This window comes from Amycolatopsis sp. cmx-8-4, assembly GCF_046548675.1.
Classification (GTDB): domain Bacteria; phylum Actinomycetota; class Actinomycetes; order Mycobacteriales; family Pseudonocardiaceae; genus Amycolatopsis.
In genome coordinates, this window is sequence record NZ_JAEBDZ010000019.1 from 40,335 (window position 1) to 61,181 (window position 20,847).

The 20,847-nt window shown below is 72.5% G+C and carries 26 protein-coding genes; 15 read left to right on the plus strand and 11 right to left on the minus strand.

Going from position 1 to position 20,847, the window contains the following annotated elements; all coding sequences use genetic code 11:
* Window positions 1-60 precede the first annotated feature (60 nt).
* Complete coding sequence (locus ACLJQZ_RS32935; RefSeq protein WP_247057017.1) at window positions 61-648, minus strand: biotin transporter BioY; 588 nt, start codon at window positions 646-648, stop codon at window positions 61-63.
* 211 nt (window positions 649-859) lie between these two features.
* On the opposite strand from ACLJQZ_RS32935, the gene ACLJQZ_RS32940 reads away from it, so the two are divergent.
* A complete protein-coding gene (locus ACLJQZ_RS32940) occupies window positions 860-1,492 on the plus strand; it encodes a choice-of-anchor P family protein (protein WP_410623829.1) in 633 nt (210 codons plus the stop codon).
* A gap of 55 nt (window positions 1,493-1,547) precedes the next feature.
* Here the strand turns inward: ACLJQZ_RS32940 and ACLJQZ_RS32945 are convergent, their stop codons facing one another.
* From ACLJQZ_RS32945 to ACLJQZ_RS32955, 3 genes are read right to left on the minus strand one after another with little or no spacing between them, the layout of a single operon-like run.
* Window positions 1,548-2,192 carry a bifunctional 4-hydroxy-2-oxoglutarate aldolase/2-dehydro-3-deoxy-phosphogluconate aldolase gene (locus ACLJQZ_RS32945; protein ID WP_410623732.1) on the minus strand — a complete coding sequence of 215 codons (645 nt, stop codon included), beginning with the start codon at window positions 2,190-2,192 and terminating at the stop codon, window positions 1,548-1,550.
* Window positions 2,189-2,758: an isochorismatase family protein gene (locus ACLJQZ_RS32950; RefSeq protein ID WP_410623733.1), complete on the minus strand. Its 570-nt coding sequence runs from the start codon at window positions 2,756-2,758 to the stop codon at window positions 2,189-2,191. The genes ACLJQZ_RS32945 and ACLJQZ_RS32950 overlap by 4 nt, the downstream gene beginning before the upstream one ends.
* Window positions 2,759-2,772: 14 nt before the next feature.
* Window positions 2,773-4,071 (minus strand): nicotinate phosphoribosyltransferase, encoded by a 1,299-nt coding sequence (locus tag ACLJQZ_RS32955; protein ID WP_410623734.1) that lies wholly within the window; start codon window positions 4,069-4,071, stop codon window positions 2,773-2,775.
* A gap of 74 nt (window positions 4,072-4,145) precedes the next feature.
* Here ACLJQZ_RS32955 and clpS point away from each other — a divergent pair, with 74 nt between their 5' ends.
* From clpS to ACLJQZ_RS32985, 6 genes are all read left to right on the plus strand, one after another.
* Entirely contained in the window at window positions 4,146-4,445 is a 300-nt protein-coding gene (clpS, locus tag ACLJQZ_RS32960; protein WP_247057009.1) for an ATP-dependent Clp protease adapter ClpS, read from the plus strand.
* A complete protein-coding gene (locus tag ACLJQZ_RS32965) occupies window positions 4,442-4,999 on the plus strand; it encodes a DUF2017 domain-containing protein (protein ID WP_247057007.1) in 558 nt (185 codons plus the stop codon). Before clpS ends, ACLJQZ_RS32965 begins: the two co-directional genes overlap by 4 nt.
* A complete protein-coding gene (locus ACLJQZ_RS32970) occupies window positions 4,996-5,970 on the plus strand; it encodes a P1 family peptidase (RefSeq protein ID WP_410623735.1) in 975 nt (324 codons plus the stop codon). The genes ACLJQZ_RS32965 and ACLJQZ_RS32970 overlap by 4 nt, the downstream gene beginning before the upstream one ends.
* A gap of 76 nt (window positions 5,971-6,046) precedes the next feature.
* Window positions 6,047-6,454, plus strand: coding sequence for a Mov34/MPN/PAD-1 family protein (locus tag ACLJQZ_RS32975; protein ID WP_410623736.1), 408 nt, complete (start codon window positions 6,047-6,049; stop codon window positions 6,452-6,454).
* 65 nt (window positions 6,455-6,519) lie between these two features.
* The gene (locus tag ACLJQZ_RS32980; protein WP_410623737.1) at window positions 6,520-6,792 is read left to right on the plus strand and encodes a MoaD/ThiS family protein; all 273 of its coding nucleotides are present in this window, start codon (window positions 6,520-6,522) and stop codon (window positions 6,790-6,792) included.
* A gap of 3 nt (window positions 6,793-6,795) precedes the next feature.
* Window positions 6,796-7,746 carry a PLP-dependent cysteine synthase family protein gene (locus tag ACLJQZ_RS32985; RefSeq protein WP_247056997.1) on the plus strand — a complete coding sequence of 317 codons (951 nt, stop codon included), beginning with the start codon at window positions 6,796-6,798 and terminating at the stop codon, window positions 7,744-7,746.
* A gap of 1 nt (window position 7,747) precedes the next feature.
* Here the strand turns inward: ACLJQZ_RS32985 and ACLJQZ_RS32990 are convergent, their stop codons facing one another.
* Window positions 7,748-8,581: an MBL fold metallo-hydrolase gene (locus ACLJQZ_RS32990; protein ID WP_410623738.1), complete on the minus strand. Its 834-nt coding sequence runs from the start codon at window positions 8,579-8,581 to the stop codon at window positions 7,748-7,750.
* Window positions 8,582-8,591: 10 nt separating this feature from the next.
* Between ACLJQZ_RS32990 and ACLJQZ_RS32995 the strand changes: the two genes are divergently transcribed.
* Window positions 8,592-9,299: an aspartate/glutamate racemase family protein gene (locus ACLJQZ_RS32995; RefSeq protein WP_410623830.1), complete on the plus strand. Its 708-nt coding sequence runs from the start codon at window positions 8,592-8,594 to the stop codon at window positions 9,297-9,299.
* A 1-nt stretch (window position 9,300) separates the two neighbouring features.
* On the opposite strand, the gene ACLJQZ_RS33000 is transcribed toward ACLJQZ_RS32995, so the two are convergent.
* Entirely contained in the window at window positions 9,301-10,143 is an 843-nt protein-coding gene (locus tag ACLJQZ_RS33000) for an arylamine N-acetyltransferase family protein (RefSeq protein WP_410623739.1), read from the minus strand.
* A 136-nt stretch (window positions 10,144-10,279) separates the two neighbouring features.
* Here ACLJQZ_RS33000 and ACLJQZ_RS33005 point away from each other — a divergent pair, with 136 nt between their 5' ends.
* The 5 genes from ACLJQZ_RS33005 to rdgB are packed head-to-tail and all read left to right on the plus strand — an operon-like array spanning window position 10,280 to window position 13,937.
* Window positions 10,280-10,930, plus strand: coding sequence for a rhomboid family intramembrane serine protease (locus ACLJQZ_RS33005; RefSeq protein ID WP_410623740.1), 651 nt, complete (start codon window positions 10,280-10,282; stop codon window positions 10,928-10,930).
* Complete coding sequence (gene murI / locus ACLJQZ_RS33010; RefSeq protein WP_247056991.1) at window positions 10,927-11,733, plus strand: glutamate racemase; 807 nt, start codon at window positions 10,927-10,929, stop codon at window positions 11,731-11,733. Before ACLJQZ_RS33005 ends, murI begins: the two co-directional genes overlap by 4 nt.
* Window positions 11,734-11,762: 29 nt before the next feature.
* A complete protein-coding gene (locus ACLJQZ_RS33015) occupies window positions 11,763-12,530 on the plus strand; it encodes an MBL fold metallo-hydrolase (protein WP_247056990.1) in 768 nt (255 codons plus the stop codon).
* A 25-nt stretch (window positions 12,531-12,555) separates the two neighbouring features.
* The gene (gene rph / locus ACLJQZ_RS33020; RefSeq protein WP_247056988.1) at window positions 12,556-13,332 is read left to right on the plus strand and encodes a ribonuclease PH; all 777 of its coding nucleotides are present in this window, start codon (window positions 12,556-12,558) and stop codon (window positions 13,330-13,332) included.
* Window positions 13,329-13,937 carry an RdgB/HAM1 family non-canonical purine NTP pyrophosphatase gene (gene rdgB, locus ACLJQZ_RS33025; protein ID WP_410623741.1) on the plus strand — a complete coding sequence of 203 codons (609 nt, stop codon included), beginning with the start codon at window positions 13,329-13,331 and terminating at the stop codon, window positions 13,935-13,937. Before rph ends, rdgB begins: the two co-directional genes overlap by 4 nt.
* A 132-nt stretch (window positions 13,938-14,069) precedes the next feature.
* On the opposite strand, the gene ACLJQZ_RS33030 is transcribed toward rdgB, so the two are convergent.
* Genes ACLJQZ_RS33030 through ACLJQZ_RS33045 form a run of 4 tightly spaced genes read right to left on the minus strand, consistent with a single transcriptional unit; the run spans window position 14,070 to window position 17,555 of the window.
* Window positions 14,070-14,615, minus strand: a complete 546-nt coding sequence (locus tag ACLJQZ_RS33030) for a hypothetical protein (RefSeq protein WP_410623742.1) — start codon at window positions 14,613-14,615, stop codon at window positions 14,070-14,072.
* A 53-nt stretch (window positions 14,616-14,668) separates the two neighbouring features.
* Complete coding sequence (locus ACLJQZ_RS33035) at window positions 14,669-15,847, minus strand: ABC transporter permease (protein ID WP_410623743.1); 1,179 nt, start codon at window positions 15,845-15,847, stop codon at window positions 14,669-14,671.
* The gene (locus tag ACLJQZ_RS33040; RefSeq protein ID WP_410623744.1) at window positions 15,844-16,515 is read right to left on the minus strand and encodes an ABC transporter ATP-binding protein; all 672 of its coding nucleotides are present in this window, start codon (window positions 16,513-16,515) and stop codon (window positions 15,844-15,846) included. The genes ACLJQZ_RS33035 and ACLJQZ_RS33040 overlap by 4 nt, the downstream gene beginning before the upstream one ends.
* Window positions 16,512-17,555: an HlyD family efflux transporter periplasmic adaptor subunit gene (locus ACLJQZ_RS33045; RefSeq protein WP_410623745.1), complete on the minus strand. Its 1,044-nt coding sequence runs from the start codon at window positions 17,553-17,555 to the stop codon at window positions 16,512-16,514. Before ACLJQZ_RS33045 ends, ACLJQZ_RS33040 begins: the two co-directional genes overlap by 4 nt.
* A gap of 79 nt (window positions 17,556-17,634) precedes the next feature.
* On the opposite strand from ACLJQZ_RS33045, the gene ACLJQZ_RS33050 reads away from it, so the two are divergent.
* Window positions 17,635-18,327 carry a response regulator transcription factor gene (locus tag ACLJQZ_RS33050; protein WP_410623746.1) on the plus strand — a complete coding sequence of 231 codons (693 nt, stop codon included), beginning with the start codon at window positions 17,635-17,637 and terminating at the stop codon, window positions 18,325-18,327.
* A complete protein-coding gene (locus ACLJQZ_RS33055; RefSeq protein WP_410623747.1) occupies window positions 18,317-20,080 on the plus strand; it encodes an ATP-binding protein in 1,764 nt (587 codons plus the stop codon). Before ACLJQZ_RS33050 ends, ACLJQZ_RS33055 begins: the two co-directional genes overlap by 11 nt.
* Here the strand turns inward: ACLJQZ_RS33055 and ACLJQZ_RS33060 are convergent.
* Window positions 20,029-20,634 carry a trypsin-like serine peptidase gene (locus ACLJQZ_RS33060; RefSeq protein ID WP_410623748.1) on the minus strand — a complete coding sequence of 202 codons (606 nt, stop codon included), beginning with the start codon at window positions 20,632-20,634 and terminating at the stop codon, window positions 20,029-20,031. The two genes, ACLJQZ_RS33055 and ACLJQZ_RS33060, sit on opposite strands and share 52 nt — an antisense overlap.
* Between the last annotated feature and the right edge of the window lie 213 nt (window positions 20,635-20,847).

Sequence of the window (20,847 nt, forward strand, 5' to 3'; positions counted from 1 at the left end):
CCGTACTGGTAAACGGCGAAGGGCCCGCCGTCGCGACGGCGGGCCCTTCGCCGAGGGGCCTCAGTCTTCGGTGCGGCGCGAGACCAGCTTCCACGTGAGCGGCAGCAGGCCGGCGGCCACGACGATCTTCAGCGCGTCGCCGACCAGGAACGGCGTCACGCCCTTGGCGAACGCCGTCGACAGGTCGAACCCGGTCGAGGCCATCAGCCACGGCACGCCGAACGCGTAGATGACGACGTTGCCGAGCACCATGGTGGCGGCGGTGCGCAGCGGCGTCCGGTCACCGCCGCGGCCGGCGAGCGCGCCGACGAGGGCGCCCGCGAAGACGAACCCGACGATGTAGCCGGCGCTCGCGCCGGACAGGCCCGCGGTGCCGTTCTGGAACCACGGCACGCCCACGGCGCCGACGAGCAGGTAGACCAGCATCGACGCGGCCCCGCGCGACATGCCGAGCGAGGCGCCGACGAGCAGCGCGGCGAACGTCTGGCCGGTCATCGGCACCGGACTGCCCGGTACCGGGATGATCAGCTGCGCGGCGGCGCCGGTGAGCACGGCACCGCCGGCGACCAGCGCGATGTCCCGGACGAGCGAGCCGGGCACGAGGTCGGCCAGCACGGGCCGCTTTCCGGCGATGGACAGCGAAGACACGAAACCTCCCACAGTGGACACACGCGACGATCGAGGTTAACGCTCGTTACCCCCGGGAAACGCCGGAAAGTCGCGTTCCTCACCGGCCACTCGTCCGGGTGGACCCGATCAGGCGGCCCGCCGTACCTGCCGATGATCCCCAGGGTAACTACGAACTGTCACGAACCGAGGAGGCCGGTGCATGCGAAACGCCAGGAAGAGGACGATCCGGTTGCTGGCCGTGACGGCGCTGGCCGGGCCGGTCCTGGTCGCCGCCGCGCCCGTGACGTCCATCGGCTGGGCGTCCGCCGGTTCGCTCGACGTGCTGATCGACAACGAGCACGTCGTCACCGGTGAGCTGGCGAAGTGCACGGCCGACGGACCGGCTTCGGCGCGGACGGACGGCGGCGTGACCGGCGACGTCGCGTCGTTCGGCCTCGGGGAGTCCGGTTGCGGCCGCTCGGGCGAGGTGGCCATCGCGCAGGCGTCCGGGCACCGGTTCGAGGCGTCGGTCCTCAAGCGCTACGGCGGCCCGGTGATCACGGTTCGGACGTTCTCGGCGAAGTGCGCGACGAGCGCCACCGGCAGCGGCGGCGAGGTGACGATCGGCGCCGTCACCGGGATCACCGTCCCCGCTCAGATCCCGCCGAACGACCGGATCGTCATCCCCGGCGGCCCGGCGGGCACCGCGCTGGCCACGGTGATCCTCAACGAGACCGTGACGCCGCAGCCGCCGGACGGCAGCCTGGTCACCCACGCGGTGCACATCGTGCTGTTCCCGCAGGGCGGCCCGGCGAGCGGCGACGTCTACCTGGGCACGGCCGCCTGCGACCCGTACGGCAAGAAGAAGGCGTCACTTTCATAGGGAAAGATGCGGATTCGGGGGCCTCGGACGCATCTTTCCCTACGAAAGTGACGTGTCAGGCGGTCGTGAAGCGGCTGGCGGCGGCGACGAACTCGCCGGCCCGGGTCGCCAGGTCCGGGAGGCTGCCGGCGGAGGTCAGCGCGTCGCCCAGCAACGGGGTCGCCGCGGCCACCGCGATCGCGCCCGACCGCAGGTAGCTCTCGACGTCGGCCAGGTGGACGCCGCCGGTCGGGACGAGCGGCACGTCCGGCAGCGGCGCCCGGACCGCGCGCAGGTAGGCGACGCCGCCGACCGCCGCGATCGGGAAGACCTTCACCGCGGCCGCGCCGAGGCGCCAGGCCTGGTCGATCTCCGTCGGCGTCAGCGCGCCGCAGACCACCGGGACGTCGAGGGCGGCGGCGCGTTCGAGGACAGCCGGGTTGACCGTCGGCGTGATCAGGTAGCGCGCGCCCGCGTCGACCGCGATGTCCACATCGGACGCTTCGCGGACGCTGCCGGCGCCGATCAGCGCGTCGTCGCCCAGGGCCAGGCGCAGCGCGGTGATCGCGGCGGGCGCGCCCGGCGTCGTCAGCGTGGCTTCGAGCAGGCGGATCCCCGCCGCGTGCAGGACCATCGCCGCGTCGGCGAAGCGCGACGCGTCCGCGGCCCGCAGGATCGCGACGAGCCGGTGTTCCGCCAGAGCGGCCCGCAGGTCCTTCATCCGACGTGCGCCTCGCCGGTGTGCGTGACGCCGGCCTCGTCGAAGTCCCGCAGCGCGCTGTCCACCGAAGCCCGGGCGATCCCGGCCGTGTGGCCGAGCAGCACGCGGACGCCGAATCCGGCGCGGGCCGCGTCCAGCGCCGTCGCGCGCACGCAGTAGTCCGTGGCGATGCCGACGACGTCGACGTCGGTCACGTCGTGTTCGCGCAGCCAGGTCTCCAGGGACTTACCGTCCCCGGACGCGCCTTCGAAGCCGGAGTAGGCCGCGCTGTACTCGCCCTTCGAGAACACCGCCCCGATCGGGACGACGTCGAGGGCGGGGTGGAACGACGCGCCGGGCGTGCCCGCCACGCAGTGCGGCGGCCAGCTGGCGACGAAGTCGGGCGTCTCGCTGAAGTGGTCACCCGGGTCGACGTGGTAGTCGCGGGTGGCCACGACGTGCGAGTAGCCGCCGGTCGCGCTCAGCGCGGAGATCGCCGCCGCGGCCGCCGCGCCGCCGGCCACCGCCAGCGAGCCGCCTTCGCAGAAGTCGTTCTGCACGTCCACCACGATCAGCGCGGTCCCCATGGGGCGGCCTCCGTTCAGAGGAAGAGCGTCGGGATTGCGGGCTCGCCGTGCGAGAGCTTCAGGCCCTCCCACGGCAGGCTGACCAGGCCGCGGCGCAACCGCTGCCTGGCGTCGTCCAGCGTAGGCAGGTCCGGCTCGACGCGGCCGCCACGAATCAGCGGCAGTTGCAGCGGCCGGTCGTTCGGTTCCGGCTCGGGCGTGGTCCCCGCCGTCCAGACGACCTCTTCGACCGCCGTGCCGGTGCCGCGGTGGCGCCGCAGCGCGGACTTGCGCCCACCCCGGGACTCCTTGTGCGCGCTGCGCTTGGCGACCGGCTTGCCGTCGACCTCGACCAGCTTGTAGACCATGCCCGCGGTCGGCGCGCCCGACCCGGTGACGACCGAGGTGCCGACGCCGTACGCGTCCACCGGCTCGGCCCGCAGCGCGGCGATGGCGTGCTCGTCGAGGTCACCGGAGACGACGATCCGGGTGTCCTTCGCGCCGAGGGAGTCCAGCTGCTCGCGGGCACGGCGGGCGAGCGGGCCGACGTCGCCGGAGTCGATCCGGATCGCGCCGAGCTCCGGGCCGGCGACGCGCACCGCGGTCTCGATGCCGGCGGTGATGTCGTAGGTGTCGACCAGCAGCGTCGTGTCCGCGCCCATCTTGTCGACCTGCGAGCGGAAGGCCTCTTCCTCGCTGTCGTGCAGCAGCGTGAAGGCGTGCGCGACGGTGCCGCGGGTCGGGATGCCGTAGCGGCGGCCGGCCTCGAGGTTGGACGTCGTCGCGAAGCCGGCCAGGTAGGAGGCGCGCGCGGCCGCGACGGCGGCCCACTCGTGCGTGCGGCGCCCGCCCATCTCGATGATCGGGCGGCCGTGCGCGGCGCCCGACATGCGGGCCGCGGCCGACGCGATGGCGCTGTCGTGGTTGAGGATCGACAGCACCAGCGTCTCGAGCAGGACGCACTCGGCGAACGAGCCGGCGAGGGTGAGGATCGGCGAGCCGGGGAAGTACAGCTCACCCTCGGCGTAGCCGTCGAGGTCGCCGGCGAACTCGTAGTCCGCGAGCCAGGCCAGCGTCGTGTCGTCGACCACCGCGGTGGCCTCCAGCTGCGCCAGCTCGGCGTCGGTGAAGCGGAAGTCCGCGATCGCGTCGAGCACCCGGGCGGTGCCCGCGACGACGCCGTAACGGCGGCCGTCCGGCAAGCGCCGGGCGAACACCTCGAACACGCAGGGGCGCTCCGCTGTGCCGTCGGCGAGCGCGCTGCCCAGCATGGTCAGCTCGTAGTGGTCGGTGAGCAGCGCAGTGCTGGTCGTGGCCGGCTCCGGTGAACCCATGGGGTCAGCCTATTCACCCACATGGCCGGACCTGGCGCGGCGTGCCCTCTCGACCCCGTGACACCATGGGGTGCATGTCCACGCCTGTCGCAGCCGAGCAGACGCAGGTCGAGCCGGCCGGTGCCGAGGTCGCCGAGTCGGACACACCGTGGCGGACCGTGGTGTGGAACGACCCCGTCAACCTGATGTCGTACGTGACGTACGTCTTCCAGAAGCTGTTCGGGTACAGCCGCGACCACGCCACCAAGCTGATGCTGGACGTGCACCACAAGGGCAAGGCGATCGTGTCGTCGGGCAGCAAGGAAAAGGTGGAGGTGGACGTGGCGAAACTCCACGCGGCGGGCCTGTGGGCCACCATGGAGCAGAAGTCGTGAACGGTTGGCGGCGCAAGGGCGCGGTCATCCACGCCGGGTTCGAGCAGCAGGAAGCGGCCGTGCTGCGCGGCCTGGTCAGCCAGCTCGAGGACATGCTCACCGCGCGCGCCGAGGAGGCGCCGCAGGACGAGCTCGCCGAGCTGACCGGCATCCGCACCGGCCCGACCGAGTCGCCGGACGACCCGGTGCTCTCACGGCTGCTGCCCGACTTCCACCGGCTCGACCCGGACAACCCGACCCGCGAGGACCTCGACTCGGCCGCGGCGATGCGCTCGCTGCACGAGCCGGAGCTGCTCGACATCAAGGTCGGCGTGGCCAAGATCGTGCTCGACACGCTGCCGCGCGACGGCGGCAACGTCCGGCTGACCGAAGAGCAGGCCGACGCCTGGCTGGGCGCGCTCAACGACGTCCGGCTGGCGTTGGGAACCGCGCTCGACGTCACCGAGGACATGCCCGACGAGCTGCCCGAGGACGACCCGCGGGCGCCGCACCTGGGCGTCTACCACTGGCTGACCTGGGTGCAGGAGACGCTGATCCAGGCACTGGCCGGATGATCACCGACGTCCCCGGCGTGCTGGTCGGGCACCACGAGCGGGTCGGGGACGGCTGGGCGACCGGGACGACGGTGGTGCTCGTGCCGGACGGCGCGGTCGGCGCCGTGGACCAGCGCGGCGGCGCGCCCGGGACCCGCGAGACGAACCTGCTGGAGCCGGAGAACCTGGTCCAGCGCGTGAACGCCGTCTGCCTCTCGGGCGGGTCGGCGTACGGGCTGGCCGCGGCCGATGGCGTCATGCGGTGGCTCGCGGAGCGGAACCTGGGCTTCCCGGTGGGCACCAAGCCGCACGAGGTCGTCCCGATCGTGCCCGCGGCGGTGCTGTTCGACCTGCCGCGCGGCGAGTGGGGCAACCGGCCCGACGCGTCCTTCGGCTACGCGGCCTGCGCCGCGGCGGCCGCGGGCCCGGTGGCGCAGGGCACGGTCGGCGCCGGTGCGGGCGCGGCCGTCGGGTCGTTGAAGGGCGGCATCGGCACGGCCAGCGAGGTCGTCGGCGAGTTCACGGTCGGGGCCGTGGCCGCGCTCAACGCGGCGGGCGAGGCCGTCGACCTCTCGACGGGCCGGGCGTACGCGGCCGACCACGGCGGCTTCGGCGTGACCTGGCCTTCACGGGCCGTGGCGCTGCCGTCCCGCCCGACCGACCTGAACACGACGATCGGCGTGGTCGCGGTCGACGCCGCGCTGTCGAAGGCCGAGGCCCGGCGGCTCGCCGTCGCGGCGCAGGACGGGCTGGCCCGCGCGGTCCGCCCGGCGCACACGATGTTCGACGGCGACACGGTGTTCGCGCTGGCCACGGGTGCGCGCGAGCTACCGGCGGCGAGTCACCCCGCGGTCCGCCCGGCGGCGCTGGACGCGCTCTGCTCGGCGGCGGCCCGGGTGTTCGCGCGGGCGATGGTGCACGGCCTGTTGGCCGCGACCACGGCCGGCGGGATGCCGGCCTACCGCGAGGTCTGGCCGGAGGCGTTCGCCTAGATCTGCTTCGGGAACCACTGGTGAGCGGTAGATCTCAGATTCTGGACAGCTTGTGTCCACCACCTAAGATGACGGTGTGCTCCGGATCCGCCGTGAACTCGTCGACGAGATCGTCGCCCATGCCCGCCGTGACCATCCCGACGAGGCGTGCGGGGTGATCGCCGGCGCGGAGGGCTCCGATGTGCCCGAGCGGTTCATCCCGATGCTCAACGCGGCGCGGTCCCCGACGTTCTACGAGTTCGACTCGGGTGACCTGCTGAAGCTCTACCGCGAGATGGGCGTCAACGACGAAGAGCCGGTGGTGATCTACCACTCGCACACCGCGACCGAGGCGTACCCGTCGCGGACCGACGCGTCGATCGCGGCCGAGCCCGGCGCGCACTACGTGCTCGTCTCGACCCGGGACCCCGAAGTGCACGAGTTCCGGTCGTACCGGATCGTGGACGCCGAGATCACCGAGGAGCCGGTCGAGATCGTCGGCTGAGCTGTTCGGAACAAACCGCGCGCCGCAGGCGTCTGCGTGTAGGAACCCACCGGAGGTAAGAACCCATGGCCGTGACCGTCTCCATCCCGACGATCCTGCGCACCCACACCGGCGGCGAGAAGTCCGTCGAGGCGAAGGGCGCGACCGTCCTCCAGGTCATCGACGACGTCGAGTCCCGGCACGCCGGCCTCAAGGCGCGCCTGGTGAAGGAGGAGAAGCTGCACCGCTTCATCAACGTCTACGTCAACGACGAGGACGTGCGCTTCGCCGGCGGGCTCGAGGCCGCGGTCAAGGACGGCGACACCCTGACCATCCTCCCCGCCGTGGCCGGTGGCTGATCGATGGCTCGCTTCGAGTCCCTGCTCGACGCGCTCGGCGGCACCCCGCTGGTCGGGTTGCCCCGGCTCTCGCCGACGCACGACGTGCGCCTGTGGGCGAAGCTGGAGGACCGCAACCCGACCGGCTCGATCAAGGACCGCCCCGCGCTGGCCATGATCGAAGCCGCCGAGCGTGAAGGCAAGCTGCGGCGCGGCTCCACGATCCTGGAGCCGACGTCCGGCAACACCGGCATCTCGCTGGCCATGGCCGCCAAGCTCAAGGGCTACGGGCTGGTCTGCGTGATGCCGGAGAACACCTCGACCGAGCGCAAGCAGCTGCTGCAGGCCTACGGCGCGCGGATCGTGTTCTCCCCGGCCGCGGGCGGCTCGAACGAGGCCGTCCGGCGGGCGAAGGAGCTGTCCGCGGCGAACCCCGAGTGGGTGATGCTGTACCAGTACGGCAACCCGGCCAACGCCGAGGCGCACTACCGCGGCACCGGCCCCGAGCTGCTCAAGGACCTGCCGACGCTGACGCACTTCGTCGGCGGCCTCGGCACCACCGGCACGCTCGTCGGCTGCGGGCGGTACCTGCACGAGGCGAAGCCGGACGTCCAGATCATCGCGGCCGAACCGCGCTACGGCGAGCTGGTCTACGGCCTGCGCAACCTCGACGAGGGGTTCGTGCCGGAGCTGTACGACCCCAGCGTGCTCAACGGCCGGTACTCCGTCGGCGCGTACGACGCGCTGCGCCGGACGCGGGAGCTGCTGGAGCACGAAGGCATCTTCGCGGGCATCTCGACGGGCGCGGTGCTGCACGCGGCCCTGGCCGTCGCCGAGAAGGCCGTGGCCGCCGGTAAGCCCGCCGACGTGGCGTTCGTCGTCGCCGACGCCGGGTGGAAGTACCTGTCGACGGGGGCTTACGCGGGCTCGCTGGACGAGGCCGCCGAGCGGCTCGACGGGCAGCTCTGGGCCTGAGTCACTCGGTCTTCCAGAGTTCCGGGAGGGCCAGGTCGACGTCGTCTTCGGCGGCGAGCCGCCTGAACGTGGCCATCGTCGTGTCCAGGTCGTCGACCAGCTTCGGGAGCAGCTTCAACGGCTTGGACAGCGGCCGCCAGAAGGCGTCCCAGTGCACCGGGCGGACGACCTTCGGCCCGAGCGCGCCGATCGTCTCGCGCCAGTACTCCTCCCGCCACTGTTCGGACTGCTTCCCGGCCGCTCCGGCGCCCAGGTAGACGACGTCCGCCGAGTAGCCGGCCAGTGCGCCCGGGACGAAGTTCGCCGACGGGTGGACCAGGACGTTCCCGTCGGGGTGCGCGAGGTGGAACGAGTAGCAGCGCCCGGTCTTGAAGGCGCTGGCCTTCGCCGGTACCCGGACCGGCTCGGTGATCTCGCCCGGCACCCGGTCGCCGTCGCTGTGCCGGGCGTCGACGCCGGTCACCGTGAACTCGCCGAACCGCACCGGCTCACCCGGCACCAGCTCGTGGAACGGCTCGGCGGCGAGGTCGTAGCCCTCCTGGACCCGGCGCGTCGACGGTGAGCCGCACAGCGTGGCGCCGGTCAGCTGGGCGACCACCGGCGCGTCCAGGACGTGGTCGATGTGGGAGTGCGCCACCAGGACCGCGTCCAGCTTCGTGACCGCCAGCCGGCGCAGGCACTCGTCGATCCGGCTTCGTGACGGCGAAACCCGGGTGGCCAGCTTCAGCAGTGACGGCCGCGAGAAGAAGCCGTCGACGAGGATGGCCGACGTCCCGTCGCTGATCAGGACGTTGGACACGCCGGCGAACGTGGTGCGGACCTTGGTTTCGGGCATGCTGAACAGCATGAAGGTCATCGGGCTGCTGGGCGGGATGAGCTGGGAGTCGTCCATCGAGTACTACCGACTGGTAAACGAACGGGTGAAGGACGTTCTCGGTGGCTTCCACTCCGCGCACACCGTGCTGTATTCGGTGGACTTCGCCGCGATCGAGGCGATGCAGGCCGAGGGCCGCTGGGACGACGCGGGCGCGGAGCTCAACCGCGCGGCTCGCGCGCTCGAGGCCGCCGGTGCCGACTTCGTCGTGCTCTGCACCAACACCATGCACAAGGTCGCCGAGCGGCTGACCGACGGCCTGGGCATCCCGCTGCTGCACCTCGCGGACGCGACGGCGTCCGCCGTCCGGGCCGCCGGGATCCGCCGGATCGGCCTGCTCGGGACCGGGTTCACCATGAGCCAGCCGTTCTACCGGGACCGGCTCGCCGCGCACGGCCTCGACGTGCTCGTGCCCAGCGCCGAAGACCGCGACCTCGTGCACCGGGTGATCTACGACGAACTGGTGCTCGGCGTCGTGAAGCCGAAGTCGCGCGAGGCCTACCGGGGCGTGATCGCGCGGCTCGTCGAGGCCGGTGCCGAAGGCGTCATCTACGGCTGCACCGAGATCGAGCTGCTGGTGGGTCCCGAGGACAGCGCGGTGCCGACGTTCCCGACGACCCGGCTGCACGCCGAGGCCGCCGTCGACTACGCCCTCGGCAAGGCCCCGCTGCCCGCTTGAGTCACACGGCGACCACCGGCCCGCCGCTCACGTGGGCCTCGTGCTGGGCGACGACGACGCGCCACAACCGGTCGCGCTCCCCGGCCGTGAAAGCCGCCGACGGGATCCCGAAGACGTCGCCCGCCGCCGTCCACCAGGCTTCGGGTGACTCGACGAGTTCCTTGGCGCCGTGGCGGTTCAGCGTCAGCGCGCGCAGGGTGTCGACGCCCGCCGCGTCCCGCCGCTGGATGACGCAGACCCGCACGAACCCCGACTCCGGCGCCGTCGACAGCCACGCGTGCTTCTCGGCGAAGTCGGCCATCTCGGCGACGCCCGGCGCGAAGTCGAAGCCGGCGAAGCTGCCCGACGGGTCGTGGTCGAACCGCCAGCCGCCCGGCGCCACCTCCGACGGCCGCAGCCGGTAGGTGTGCGGACCCTGCGTGTAGGTGCCTTCCCGTAGGGGGAGCGGCTCGTGGATGCCGTCACCCAGCCCGGCGTCCACCAGCCACGTCGCCGACGGGTCCTCCGGCAGGCCCGTGACGGTCAGCGCCAGGTGGTTCCGGTCCACGTTCGGCGCGTCCGCCGCGCTGCCCTGCACCCCGCCCAGGTGCCGGGTGACGTCGTAGCCGAGTTCGCGCAGCAGCGCCGAAAACGCGCCGTTGAGGTGGTAGCAGTAGCCGCCGCGGCCGCGCAGGATCCGCGCCAGCGACGCCGAGGGCTCCAGCGGCGTCGGCCGGCCGAGGGCGATCTCCAGCGCCTCGTACGGCACGCGCTCGACGTGCGCCGCGTGCAGCCGCCCCAGCGCGGCCACGCCCGGCGGCTCCGCGTCGAGGCCGAGCCGCTCCAGGTATCCGGTGACATCCATGGCGCGAACGCTAGCGGCAGGCACCGACAAAAACGGCGATCCGGCCGCACCGGCGGTCAGCTCAGCCGGCGAAAACCCCCGGATCAGGGATTTCACCCGAGGCGGGCCTGCCGGGCCCTGACGTAGCGTCGAGGACGTGAGCACCTTGCCTGTGACCCCGGACCCGGAAACCGACGCCCGCAAGCGCGTGCTGCCGCCGAAGCCGAAGGCGGCCGCGCTCGTCGCGTTGTCCTTCACCCTGCTGCTCTACCTGGTCGAGCTGGCCGACGTGATCCTGCCCGGCGACCTGGACCAGGGCGGCATCCACTCGCGCGAGCTGTCCGGCCTGGACGGCGTGCTGTTCGCGCCCGTGCTGCACACCGGCTGGTCGCACCTGTTCGCCAACACGGTGCCGGTGCTGCTGTTCTCCTTCCTCGCGATGGCCGCCGGGATCGGCCGGTTCGCGCTGGTCACAGGCATCATCTGGCTCGTGTCCGGGCTCGGTGTCTGGCTGATCGGGCCGGCGAACACCGTCACGGTCGGCGCGTCCGGGCTGGCCTTCGGCTGGCTCGCCTACCTGCTGGTCCGCGGCATCTTCAACCGCGCGGCCGGGCAGATCCTGGTCGCCGTCGTGCTGCTGGGCATCTGGAGCGGGATGCTGCTGGGCCTGCTGCCGGGCAACACCGGCGTCTCCTGGCAGGGGCACGTCTTCGGCGCGCTGGCCGGCGTCCTGGCGGCGTGGCTGACCGGCCGCACCGGGAAGTCCCGCAAACCCGCTCCGGCGGCCACGGGTAGCCTCGACGTGTGACCCTGCCGCTCGCTGATGCCCCGATCGGTGTGTTCGATTCCGGCGTCGGCGGGTTGACGGTCGCGCGGGCGATCCTCGAGCAGCTGCCCGCCGAACAGCTCCGCTACGTCGGCGACACGGCGCACAACCCGTACGGCCCGCTCCCGATCGCCACCGCCCGCAGCTACGCGCTCGCGGCGCTCGACGAGATCGTCGAGAGCGGCGTGAAGGCCTTGGTGATCGCCTGCAACACGGCGTCCGCGGCCTGCCTGCGCGACGCCCGCGAGCGCTACGACGTCCCGGTCATCGAGGTCGTCCTGCCCGCCGCCCGCCGCGCCGTCATCGCGACGCACACCGGGCGGGTCGGCGTGATCGGCACCGAAGGCACCGTGCGGTCGCGGGCCTACGAAGACGCCTTCGCCGCGGCGCCGGGCATCACGCTCACCAGCGTCGCCTGCCCGCGGTTCGTGGACTTCGTCGAGCGCGGCATCACCTCCGGGCGGCAGGTGCTCGGGCTGGCCCAGGGCTACCTGGAGCCGTTGCTGGACGCCGAGGTCGACACGCTCGTGCTCGGCTGCACGCACTACCCGCTGCTGCAGGGCGTGCTGCAGATCGTGATGGGCCAGGAGGTCACGCTCGTTTCGAGCGCCGACGAGACCGCGAAGGACCTCGTCCGCGTGCTCACCGAGCGGGACCTGCTGACGACCAGGGAGACCGCGCCCCGGCACGAGTTCCTGGCCACCGGCTCGGCCGAGCCGTTCACCCGGCTCGCCCAGCGCTTCATGGGTTTTGCCCCGGGTGTCCTCGCTCCCACCACCGCGTGATCACCCCTTCGGGCGCTTAGGGTGGCGAAGTGCGACTGACCATCCTCGGGTGCTCCGGCAGCATCCCCGGGCCGAACGCCGCCGCGTCCGGTTACCTGGTCGAGGCCGAGGGCTTCCTGCTCGGCCTCGAACTGGGCAACGGCACGCTGGCGCAGCTGCAGGCCGTGGCCGATCCGTTCGACCTCGGCGCGCTCGTGCTCACCCACCTGCATCCCGATCACTGCGCCGACGTCAGCGCGCTCACCGTCCTGCGCCGCTACCACCCGGCGCCGCCGTACCCGGCCCGCCCGCGCCTGCTGCCGCTGTACGCGCCGGACGACGCGCCGGTCCGGCTCGCGAACGCGTACGCGCCCAACGAGACCGAGCGGGCCGGCACGGACCTCTCCGACGTCTACGCCTTCCACCCGCTGCGCTCCGAGCCGTTCCGGATCGGGCCGTTCGAGGTGGTCGCGGTCGAGGTCGACCACCCGACCCCGGCGTTCGGCCTGCGCATCTCCTACGGCGGCCGGATCCTCGCCTTCACCGGCGACACCGGCCCGTGCCGGGCGCTGAACGAGCTCGCCGACGGCGTCGACCTGCTGCTCGCCGAGGCGTCCTGGACGGACTCGGCGGAGCGCCCGGCCGGGGTGCACCTGTCCGGCAAGCAGGCCGGCGAGCTGGCGCGCGACGCCGGTGTCGGACGGCTGCTGCTGACGCACATCGCGCCGTGGACGGACCCCGGTGCCGTGCTGGCCGAGGCCGCGGCCGAGTTCGCCGGGGCCGAGGTCGTCAAGCAGGGTGCCGTCTACGACGTGTGAGCGGCGCGGTCCTAGAGTGCTCTTCGTGGCTCGAAAAGATGGCAGGAACGACGACCAGCTCCGCGACATCAAGATCACCCGGGGGTTCCAGCAGTGGCCCGCGGGGTCGGTGTTGATCGAATTCGGCAACACGCGGGTGCTGTGCGCCGCGAGTGTCACCGAAGGGGTGCCGCGCTGGCGGGCCGGTTCCGGCCTCGGCTGGGTGACGGCCGAGTACGCGATGCTGCCGTCCGCGACGAACACGCGCGGCGACCGTGAATCGGTCAAGGGCCGGATCGGCGGGCGCACGCACGAGATCTCGCGGCTGATCGGCCGTTCGCTGCGGGCCTGCATCGACCTGGCCGCGCTGGGCGAGAACACGATCGTCATCGACTGCGACGTCATCCAGGCCGACGGCGGCACCCGCACGGCCGCGGTGACCGGCGGTTACGTGGCCCTGGCCGACGCGATCACCTGGCTGGCGGCGGCGAACCGGCTCAACGACCCGCAGCCGCTGTCGTCCTCGGTGGCCGCGGTGAGCGTCGGCGTCGTCGACGGCCGGGTGCGCCTCGACCTGCCGTACGAAGAGGACTCGCGCGCCGAGGTCGACATGAACGTGGTGGCCACGGACGCGGGCACGCTGGTCGAGGTCCAGGGCACCGGCGAGGGCGCCACCTTCGCGCGGTCCACTTTGGACAAGATGCTGGACCTGGCGCAGGCCGGCTGCGAGGAGCTGACCCGGCTGCAGAACGAGGCGCTGGCGCTGCCGTACCCGGGCGAGCTGCCGGAGCCGCGTCCGGACAAGAAGAAGGGCTCGAAGTGACGAAGCTGCTTCTCGCCACGCGCAACGCGAAGAAGCTCGGCGAGCTTCGCCGGATCCTGCTCGCCGAGGGCATCTCCGGCATCGAGGTGCTCGGTCTCGCGGACGTCGAACCGTTCCCGGAAGCGCCCGAAACCGCGCCGGACTTCGAGGGCAACGCCGTCGCGAAGGCACGTGACGCCGTGGCGGCGTGTGGTCTGCCCGCGATCGCCGACGACTCGGGCATCGCGGTGGACGCGTTGAACGGCATGCCGGGTGTGTTGTCGGCCCGCTGGTCGGGCGGCCACGGCGACGACGACGCCAACCTGAACCTGGTGCTGGCCCAGCTCGGCGATGTCCCGGACGAGCGCCGCGGCGCCCAGTTCGTCTGCGCGGCGGCTTTGGTTTTGACGTCGGGCGAGGAGACGGTGGTCCGCGGCGAGTGGCGCGGAACCATGGTCCGGGAACGCCGTGGCACCAACGGTTTCGGCTACGACCCGATCTTCCGCCCGGACGGCGAGACCCGGACGTCGGCGGAGATGGAGCCGTCCGAAAAGGACGCCGTCTCCCACCGCGGCCGTGCCCTGCGTGCGCTTCTGCCGGCGCTGCGGGAGCTGGCCGAGGCTTAAAGCCGTGAATGGCACATTGAGGGACTCTGAGTCCCTCAATGTGCCATTCACGGACTTCTGGGGTCGTCGCCGAAGTGGACCTCGGCTACCCGGACGCCCCGCGCGTGCGCCCGCGATGCGGTGCTTCCACCGTCACTTGTCACTCGGACCGAGGATCGCTACTTCGCAGTCCTGCTCGATCTTGTCCGAGTTCGGCGGCTGGGCGTCGCTGCCGTACGTCCAGGGGGACTCGTCGTTGTCCGGCGTCTCCACCACGTGCATGCCCTTGTCGTTCATGCACTGCACCCACTTGTGCATGTTGTCCTGGTACGCCGGGTTGTCGCGGTCCATGCCCCACGGCAGCAGCGGCAGCTTCGCGCGGCACGCGTCGCCCGCGGCTTTGTGGTCCGCGCTCCACTTCTCCGCACCCTCGATGCTGTTCGGCTGGGTGTCGACGTCCGCGTCGTGGTCCTTCATGCACGTGCGCCACGGCTCGATCAGCCGCTGGGACTCCTCCGCCGTCTCGTCGACGCGGTGGCGGGGGCGGCCGCCGTCCGCGTCCGTCGACGGTGGTGCGGAAGTCGCCGGCGTAGCCGCGGGTGTCGAGAGCGAAGCCACTTGGGGAGCCGCGGCCGGCGGGGACGAGCACGCGGCCAAGCCGAGGAACAAAGCGAGACCCGCGATAAGACGAAGTGCCATGAGAAGAGCATGACCGGCGCTTTTCAGGAACTCGTCAGGACGGCGTGAGCGACTCACGCCAGTGCCTGCGTCGGCGGCATCCGGGCGGCGCGCAGCGACGGGTGCAGGCCCGCCGCTACGCCGACGACCAGTGCGCCGAGCACCCCGCCCGCCACGGACAACGGCGGGATCACCGGCGGCCAGCCCTGGTACGTCGCGTATCCCAGCGTGACCAGCACGCCCACCGACGTCCCGGCGATGCCGCCGAGCCCGGACAACGCCACCGCCTCGGTCAGGAACTGGTCGCGGATCTGGCCGCGCGTCGCCCCCAGCGCGCGTCGCAGGCCGATCTCGCGACGGCGTTCCAGCACCGAGATGAACATCGTGTTGGCCACGCCGACCCCGCCGACCAGCAGCGCGACTCCGGCCAAACCCAGGAACAGCGCGGAGAACGCCGTCTGCGTCGCCTGTTTCGCTGCCAGCGCGTCCGACGGCCGGGACACCTGGACCAGGCCGGGCAGCTCCGGGTTCAGCGTCGCCGGCAGCACCGCGCGGACGTCGCCGATCGCGTCCTCACGAGACTTCACGTAGATCACGGTCGGGTGGCCGTCGAAGGCCAGAAAGCGCTTCGCCGAGCCCCACCCGACGAGGACCGCGCGTTCGACGTCCGGTGCCAGCGGCATCGGCGCGAGCACACCGGTGACCGTGTACCAGGTCGTCCCGATCAGCACGACCGGCGGCGCCTGACCCGGGACCAGGGAAGGGATGCCGAGCCGGGACGCGGCCACGTACCCCAGCGTCACGACGGGCAGGTCCGAAGTCTCAAACCGTCCTGATTGGACACTCCCGTTCAACGCTGCCAGCAACCCCGGCGACGCGGCCAGCACCGAAAGGCCCGAGCCGTCCTGCGGGTCCGTGCGGTCGGACCGGCGGACGACGGCGTGGGTGTTCGCGACGGCCGCCGCGGTGGTCACCGGGCCGATCCGCCCGACGCTGCCCAGCGCCGACTCCGGCAGCACGACCGGCGGCGTCTGGTTCGGCTGCGGCTCGGCGCGGAGCATGTTCGTGCCCAGCGCCGTCAGCTTGTCCAGCAGCGCGGCCTGGCTCGACGCCGGGATGCCGGTGACCACGATCATCGTCGCGATGCCCAGCGCGATCCCGAGCGCGGACAACGCCGCCCGCAGCCGCCGCGTCCGGATGCCGAGCAGGCCCAGGGACAGCACGTCGGCCAGGGAAAGGCGCACCGGTTTCACGCCGAATCCCGCACGATCCGGCCGTCGCGGAACTCGACGCGCCGGGGCAGCCGTGCCGCGATGTCCCGGTCGTGCGTGATGACCGCGAGCGTGGTGCCGTCGGCGTGCAGGCCGGTCAGCAGGTCCAGCACGGCCTCGCCGTTGGCGGTGTCCAGCGCGCCGGTCGGCTCGTCGGCCAGCACCAGCGCCGGGTCGTTGACGACGGCGCGGGCGATCGCGACGCGCTGGCGTTCGCCGCCGGAGAGCTCGTGCGGCCGGTGGGCGACGCGGTGCGCGAGCCCGACCCGGCCTAGCGCCGCCAGCGCCAGCGGGCGGCGCTGCCGGCGGGGGACGCCCGCGTACAGCAGGCCGGTCGCCACGTTGTCCACAGCGGACAGTCCGTCGGTCAGGTGGAACTGCTGGAACACGAACCCCAGCCGCCGCCCGCGCAGCGCGGACAGCTGCCGGTCGCTCAGCCGCGTGACGTCTTCGTCGTCGAGTTCCACGGTCCCCGACGTCGGCAGGTCGAGCGTCCCGGCGATGTGCAGCAGCGTCGACTTGCCGGAGCCGGACGGCCCCACGATGGCCAGCAGTTCGCCGTCGGACACGGTCAGCGTGACGTCGTCGAGCGCGACGACGTCCCCGGGATAGCGCTTGCTCACCCCGCGCAGGGCCAGCACCGGCGTCACGACGTCGTCACCACCTTCAGGCCTTCGGTGACGCCCGCGCCGCGAACCTCGACGAGGTCGCGCGCGAACATCCCGGTCTCGACGGCCTTCAACGTCCCGTCCGGCAGCTGCACGGCGTACCCGCCTTCGCGCAACACGATCAGCGCGCCGACCGGGACCGCGAGCACCCCCGCGCGGGTCTCGGTCGTGATCCGCACCTGCACCGCCGCGGAGTCGAGGTCCGCGACGGACTGCGGGTCGTCGGGGGTGACCATGACGTTCACCTTGGGCGGTCCCTGTCCCTCCGCGACGTCCGTGCTGACCGACGTCACCTTCGCGGGGACGCTCTTGCCGTCGGGGCGGACCACCGAGACGGCGGCGCCGGTCTTGATCGCCGCGACGTCCGAGGCGTCCACCGGCGCGACGACCACCTTCGTCGTGGACGTCACCGTGAGCAGGGGTTCCGCGACCGGGTCGCCCGGCTGCGCGGTCACCGAGTTGACCCGCACCGGGCCGGTCAGCACCGCGACCTGGCCGACGTCGAGCGTGCCCGTCTCGTCGAGCCCGGCCTTCTTCTGCCACTTCTTCAGGACATCGGCGAACGTGAACGTCTTCGGGTGCCCGACCTGGTACCCCAGCGCGGCCAGGTTGGCGGCGACCATCGTGACGTCCGGCCCGGCGAGGTCCGGGTTGTCGAGCTTGCGGAACAACGGCGTGTCGCCGAAGAACACCGGCACCGGCCGACCGTCCACGGAGTACAGCGCCCGGCCGCGCTGGGCGACGTCCCCGATCGCGGGCAGCTTCGTCACGGTCCCGGCGCCGGTGCCCTTCAACGGCTGTGGCGTGCCGAAGCCGAGGGTGCCGGTGAAGGACTGCGTGTTCGCCAGGTCCGTTTTGCGGACGGCGACGGTCGTCACCGCGGGCGGCGGCGCGGCGGTGGCGGCGGTGCCGCGCCCGTGCCGGACGACGAAGAACGCCGTGGCGCCCAGCAGGACCACGACGACGGTGGTGACAACCAGCCACACCCACCGGCGCCGGCCACCCGATCGGGTTGTGCTCATGGCGTCAGCCTCACAGCGGAATGTCAGGGACCCATGAGGAAATCGTGGTCTTCCGGTAGCCGCGCTTATGCTCGGGACCATGTGCGCCCACATCGTGCTGGCCGAGGACGACGCCAAGCAGGCCGAGCTCGTCCGGCGCTACCTCGAGCGGGAGCGGCACACCGTGGTCGTCGTCGGGGACGGCACCGCCGCGCTGGACCTGGTCCGCCGGCACCCGCCGGACCTGCTGGTGCTCGACGTGATGCTGCCCGGGATGGACGGCCTCGAGATCTGCCGCACGCTGCGCGCCGAGACCGACCTGCCGGTGCTGATGCTCACCGCACGCTCCACAGAGGACGATCTGCTCGCCGGCCTCGACCTCGGCGCCGACGACTACGTGACCAAGCCGTTCAGCCCGCGCGAGCTGATGGCGCGGATCCGGACGCTGCTGCGCCGGGCCGCTCCCGCGCGTCCCGGCGGCACGACTCGCGTGGGCACGCTGACCGTGGATCCGCTGCGGCACGAGGTGACCGTCGACGGTCACGCGATCGAGTGCACCCCCGGCGAGTTCCGGCTGCTGGAGCTGATGGCCGCCCAGCCGGACCGGGTGTTCACGCGCGGCCAGCTGCTGGAGCACCTGCACGGCTTCGACCGCTACATCACGCAACGCGCGATCGACGTGCACGTGATGAACCTGCGCAAGAAGATCGAGGCCGACCCGCGGCGCCCGGCGCGGCTCGTCACGGTCTACGGCGTCGGCTACAAGCTGACCGCGGGCGCCGATGCGCCGTAGCCTCCTCCTGCGGTTGTTCGTGCTCTCGGCGCTGGTCGCGGTGGCCTCGATCGCCGCGACCGCGTGGCTCGCCGCGCGCACGACGTCCGGCGCGATCCAGCAGGAGCAGGGCCAGGCGCTCGCCGACGACGGCAACATCTACCGCGGCCTGCTGAAGTACGCCGCGACCCACCCGAACTGGCGCGACGTCGCCGCCGAGGTCCGCGGCACGGCGTCGATCACCGGCCGTCGCATCGCGCTGACGCTCACCGACGGCACGCCCGTCTTCGACTCGGCCACCGACGGCCGGCCGCTGCCGCTGCGGCCCTCGATCGTCGTCGACCCGCTCCAGGTCGACTCCGGGCTCGGGCAGGAGACCACCGCCGACCGGATCGATCCGGACGCCGTCGGCCCGTACGCGCTGTCCGGCGCCGACCGCACCCGCCTCGGCGCGCTCGCCCAGCGCGTCCTGCGGTGCGTGCAGACGCGCTCCGGCGCCGGCACCGTCGTGACGTCGCCGGGTGGGCACCCGCGGATCGACGGCGCCGACCCGTTCGTCTTGTCGTCGTGCAACGGCAGCACGCTCAGCCTGCCGGCGAAGTCCGAGCAGGCCGCGCTGGACCAGCTGTCGACACTCGTCAGCGCGTGCCTGAACCGCGGGCCCGAGCCCAAGCCGCTCGCCCAGGTGCAGGTGCTGCTCGACTTCACCTGGGTGCAGAAGGGCGTGGTGCGCAGCGCCGAGTCGAACCAGGCCGTGCAGTCGTGCCTGAGCGCCGCGCGGCGGGAGCAGCTGACGCCGTTCGTCGCGCCCGCCGCGTCGCTCTACCTCACCGCGCCGGGCGGCGAGCCACCCGCGGGGTTCACGCTGTCGCCGGAGAACAAAGTCCGCCTTTTCGAAGTGGCCGGCGCGATCCTGCTGCTGACGCTGGCCGTCACCGTGCTCGGCGGGGTCCGGCTGATCCGGCCGCTGCGCGCGCTGACCGGTGCGGCGAAGCGGATGGAAGGCGGCGAGAGCGGCGCCCAGGTCAAGGTGCGCGGGCGTGACGAGATCGCGCGGCTCGGGACCGCGTTCAACGCCATGTCCGCCAGCCGCGAACGGCTCGAACGGACGCGCAAGGCGATGGTCAGCGACATCGCGCACGAGCTGCGGACGCCGCTGAGCAACATCCGCGGCTGGCTGGAGGCGACGCAGGACGGCATCAGCCGGCTCGACGACGAGCTGGTCGACTCGCTGCTCGAAGAAGCCGTCCACCTGCAGCACATCGTCGACGACCTGCAGGATCTGGCGCTCGCCGACGCCGGCGCGCTGCGGCTGCACCCGGAGCCGGTGGACGCGGCGCACCTGCTGGCCCAGGTCGCGGCGGCGCAGCGCCCGGCGGGCAGCTCGCTCTCGGTCGAGGCGCCCGCCACCCTCGAGGTGACCGCCGATCCGGTGCGGCTGCGCCAGGCCGTCGGCAACCTGGTGTCGAACGCCGTCCGGCACGCACCCGCCGGCGGTGCGGTGGTGCTGCGCGGCCGCCGGGACGGCGACGACGTCGTCATCGAAGTCGCCGACACCGGCACCGGGATCGCCGCCGACGACCTGCCGCACGTGTTCGACCGGTTCTGGCGCGCCGACAAGGCGCGGACCAGGGGGACCGGCGGGAGCGGGCTGGGGCTGGCCATCGTCCGGAAACTGGCGGAGGCGCACGGCGGCACGGTCACCGCGGCCTCCGAACCGGGTCAGGGTTCGACGTTCACGCTGCGGCTGCCCGCTGGTACAGCGGCTGGGTGACCGCTGTCGTGAACTGCGGCCCGAACAGGTAGCGCGTGCAGTCCGGCGTCTGCTCGAGGCACAGCGAGCCGTCGGCGTGCAGGTACCAGGCCTCGGTGCCGACGCCGACGACCACGCCGTAGCCGGTCTTCCCGGAGAACGCCGTCAGGCCGCGGCCCGCCGCTGGCGCCGCCGCCCATGTCGCACGGCACGCCCCACTGACCGCGCGGCATCGGGACTTCGTCGTTGCCGGTGAACTCCGGACGTCCTTGGTGGCCGGGCGCTTTCGCGGCGCGCGGGTAGCCGAACTCCTGCGCCGGCAGCGTGCCGGGCAGCCCGATGCCGAGTGGCTGGGCGGCCTGCTGGTCGTCGGTCACCCAGGTCGTGTCGGCGAAGGCCGCGCGGGCGACGAACTCGCCGTACGGGCGGGTGTTGTCGCGGAACCCCGGTACGAAAAGGAGTTTGTCCGTCCACTGTGGATTGTTGCCGATCAGGTCCATGGTGTGGACGCAGTGCCCGCCCGTGACGACGGTGCTGCGATTGGCCGCGGCGAGCACGGGAATCTTCGCTGCCATGGGGTGCCTCCTTTTCGTAGCCCGGGCAGCGTGATCGCCGGCTGACCGCTCGCTCATCGGTTCCACACACCCGTTCGGGACGCGCCGCGGGCACACCGCCGCCCCAGTGCCTCGAACGCGGCGACGCCGCGGGGCTCCGCAGAGCATGACCAGCGTTTGTCCAGGCTCGGGGTATGCCCGGCAGCTGAGTCCGGTGCCAGTACCCGCCGAGCA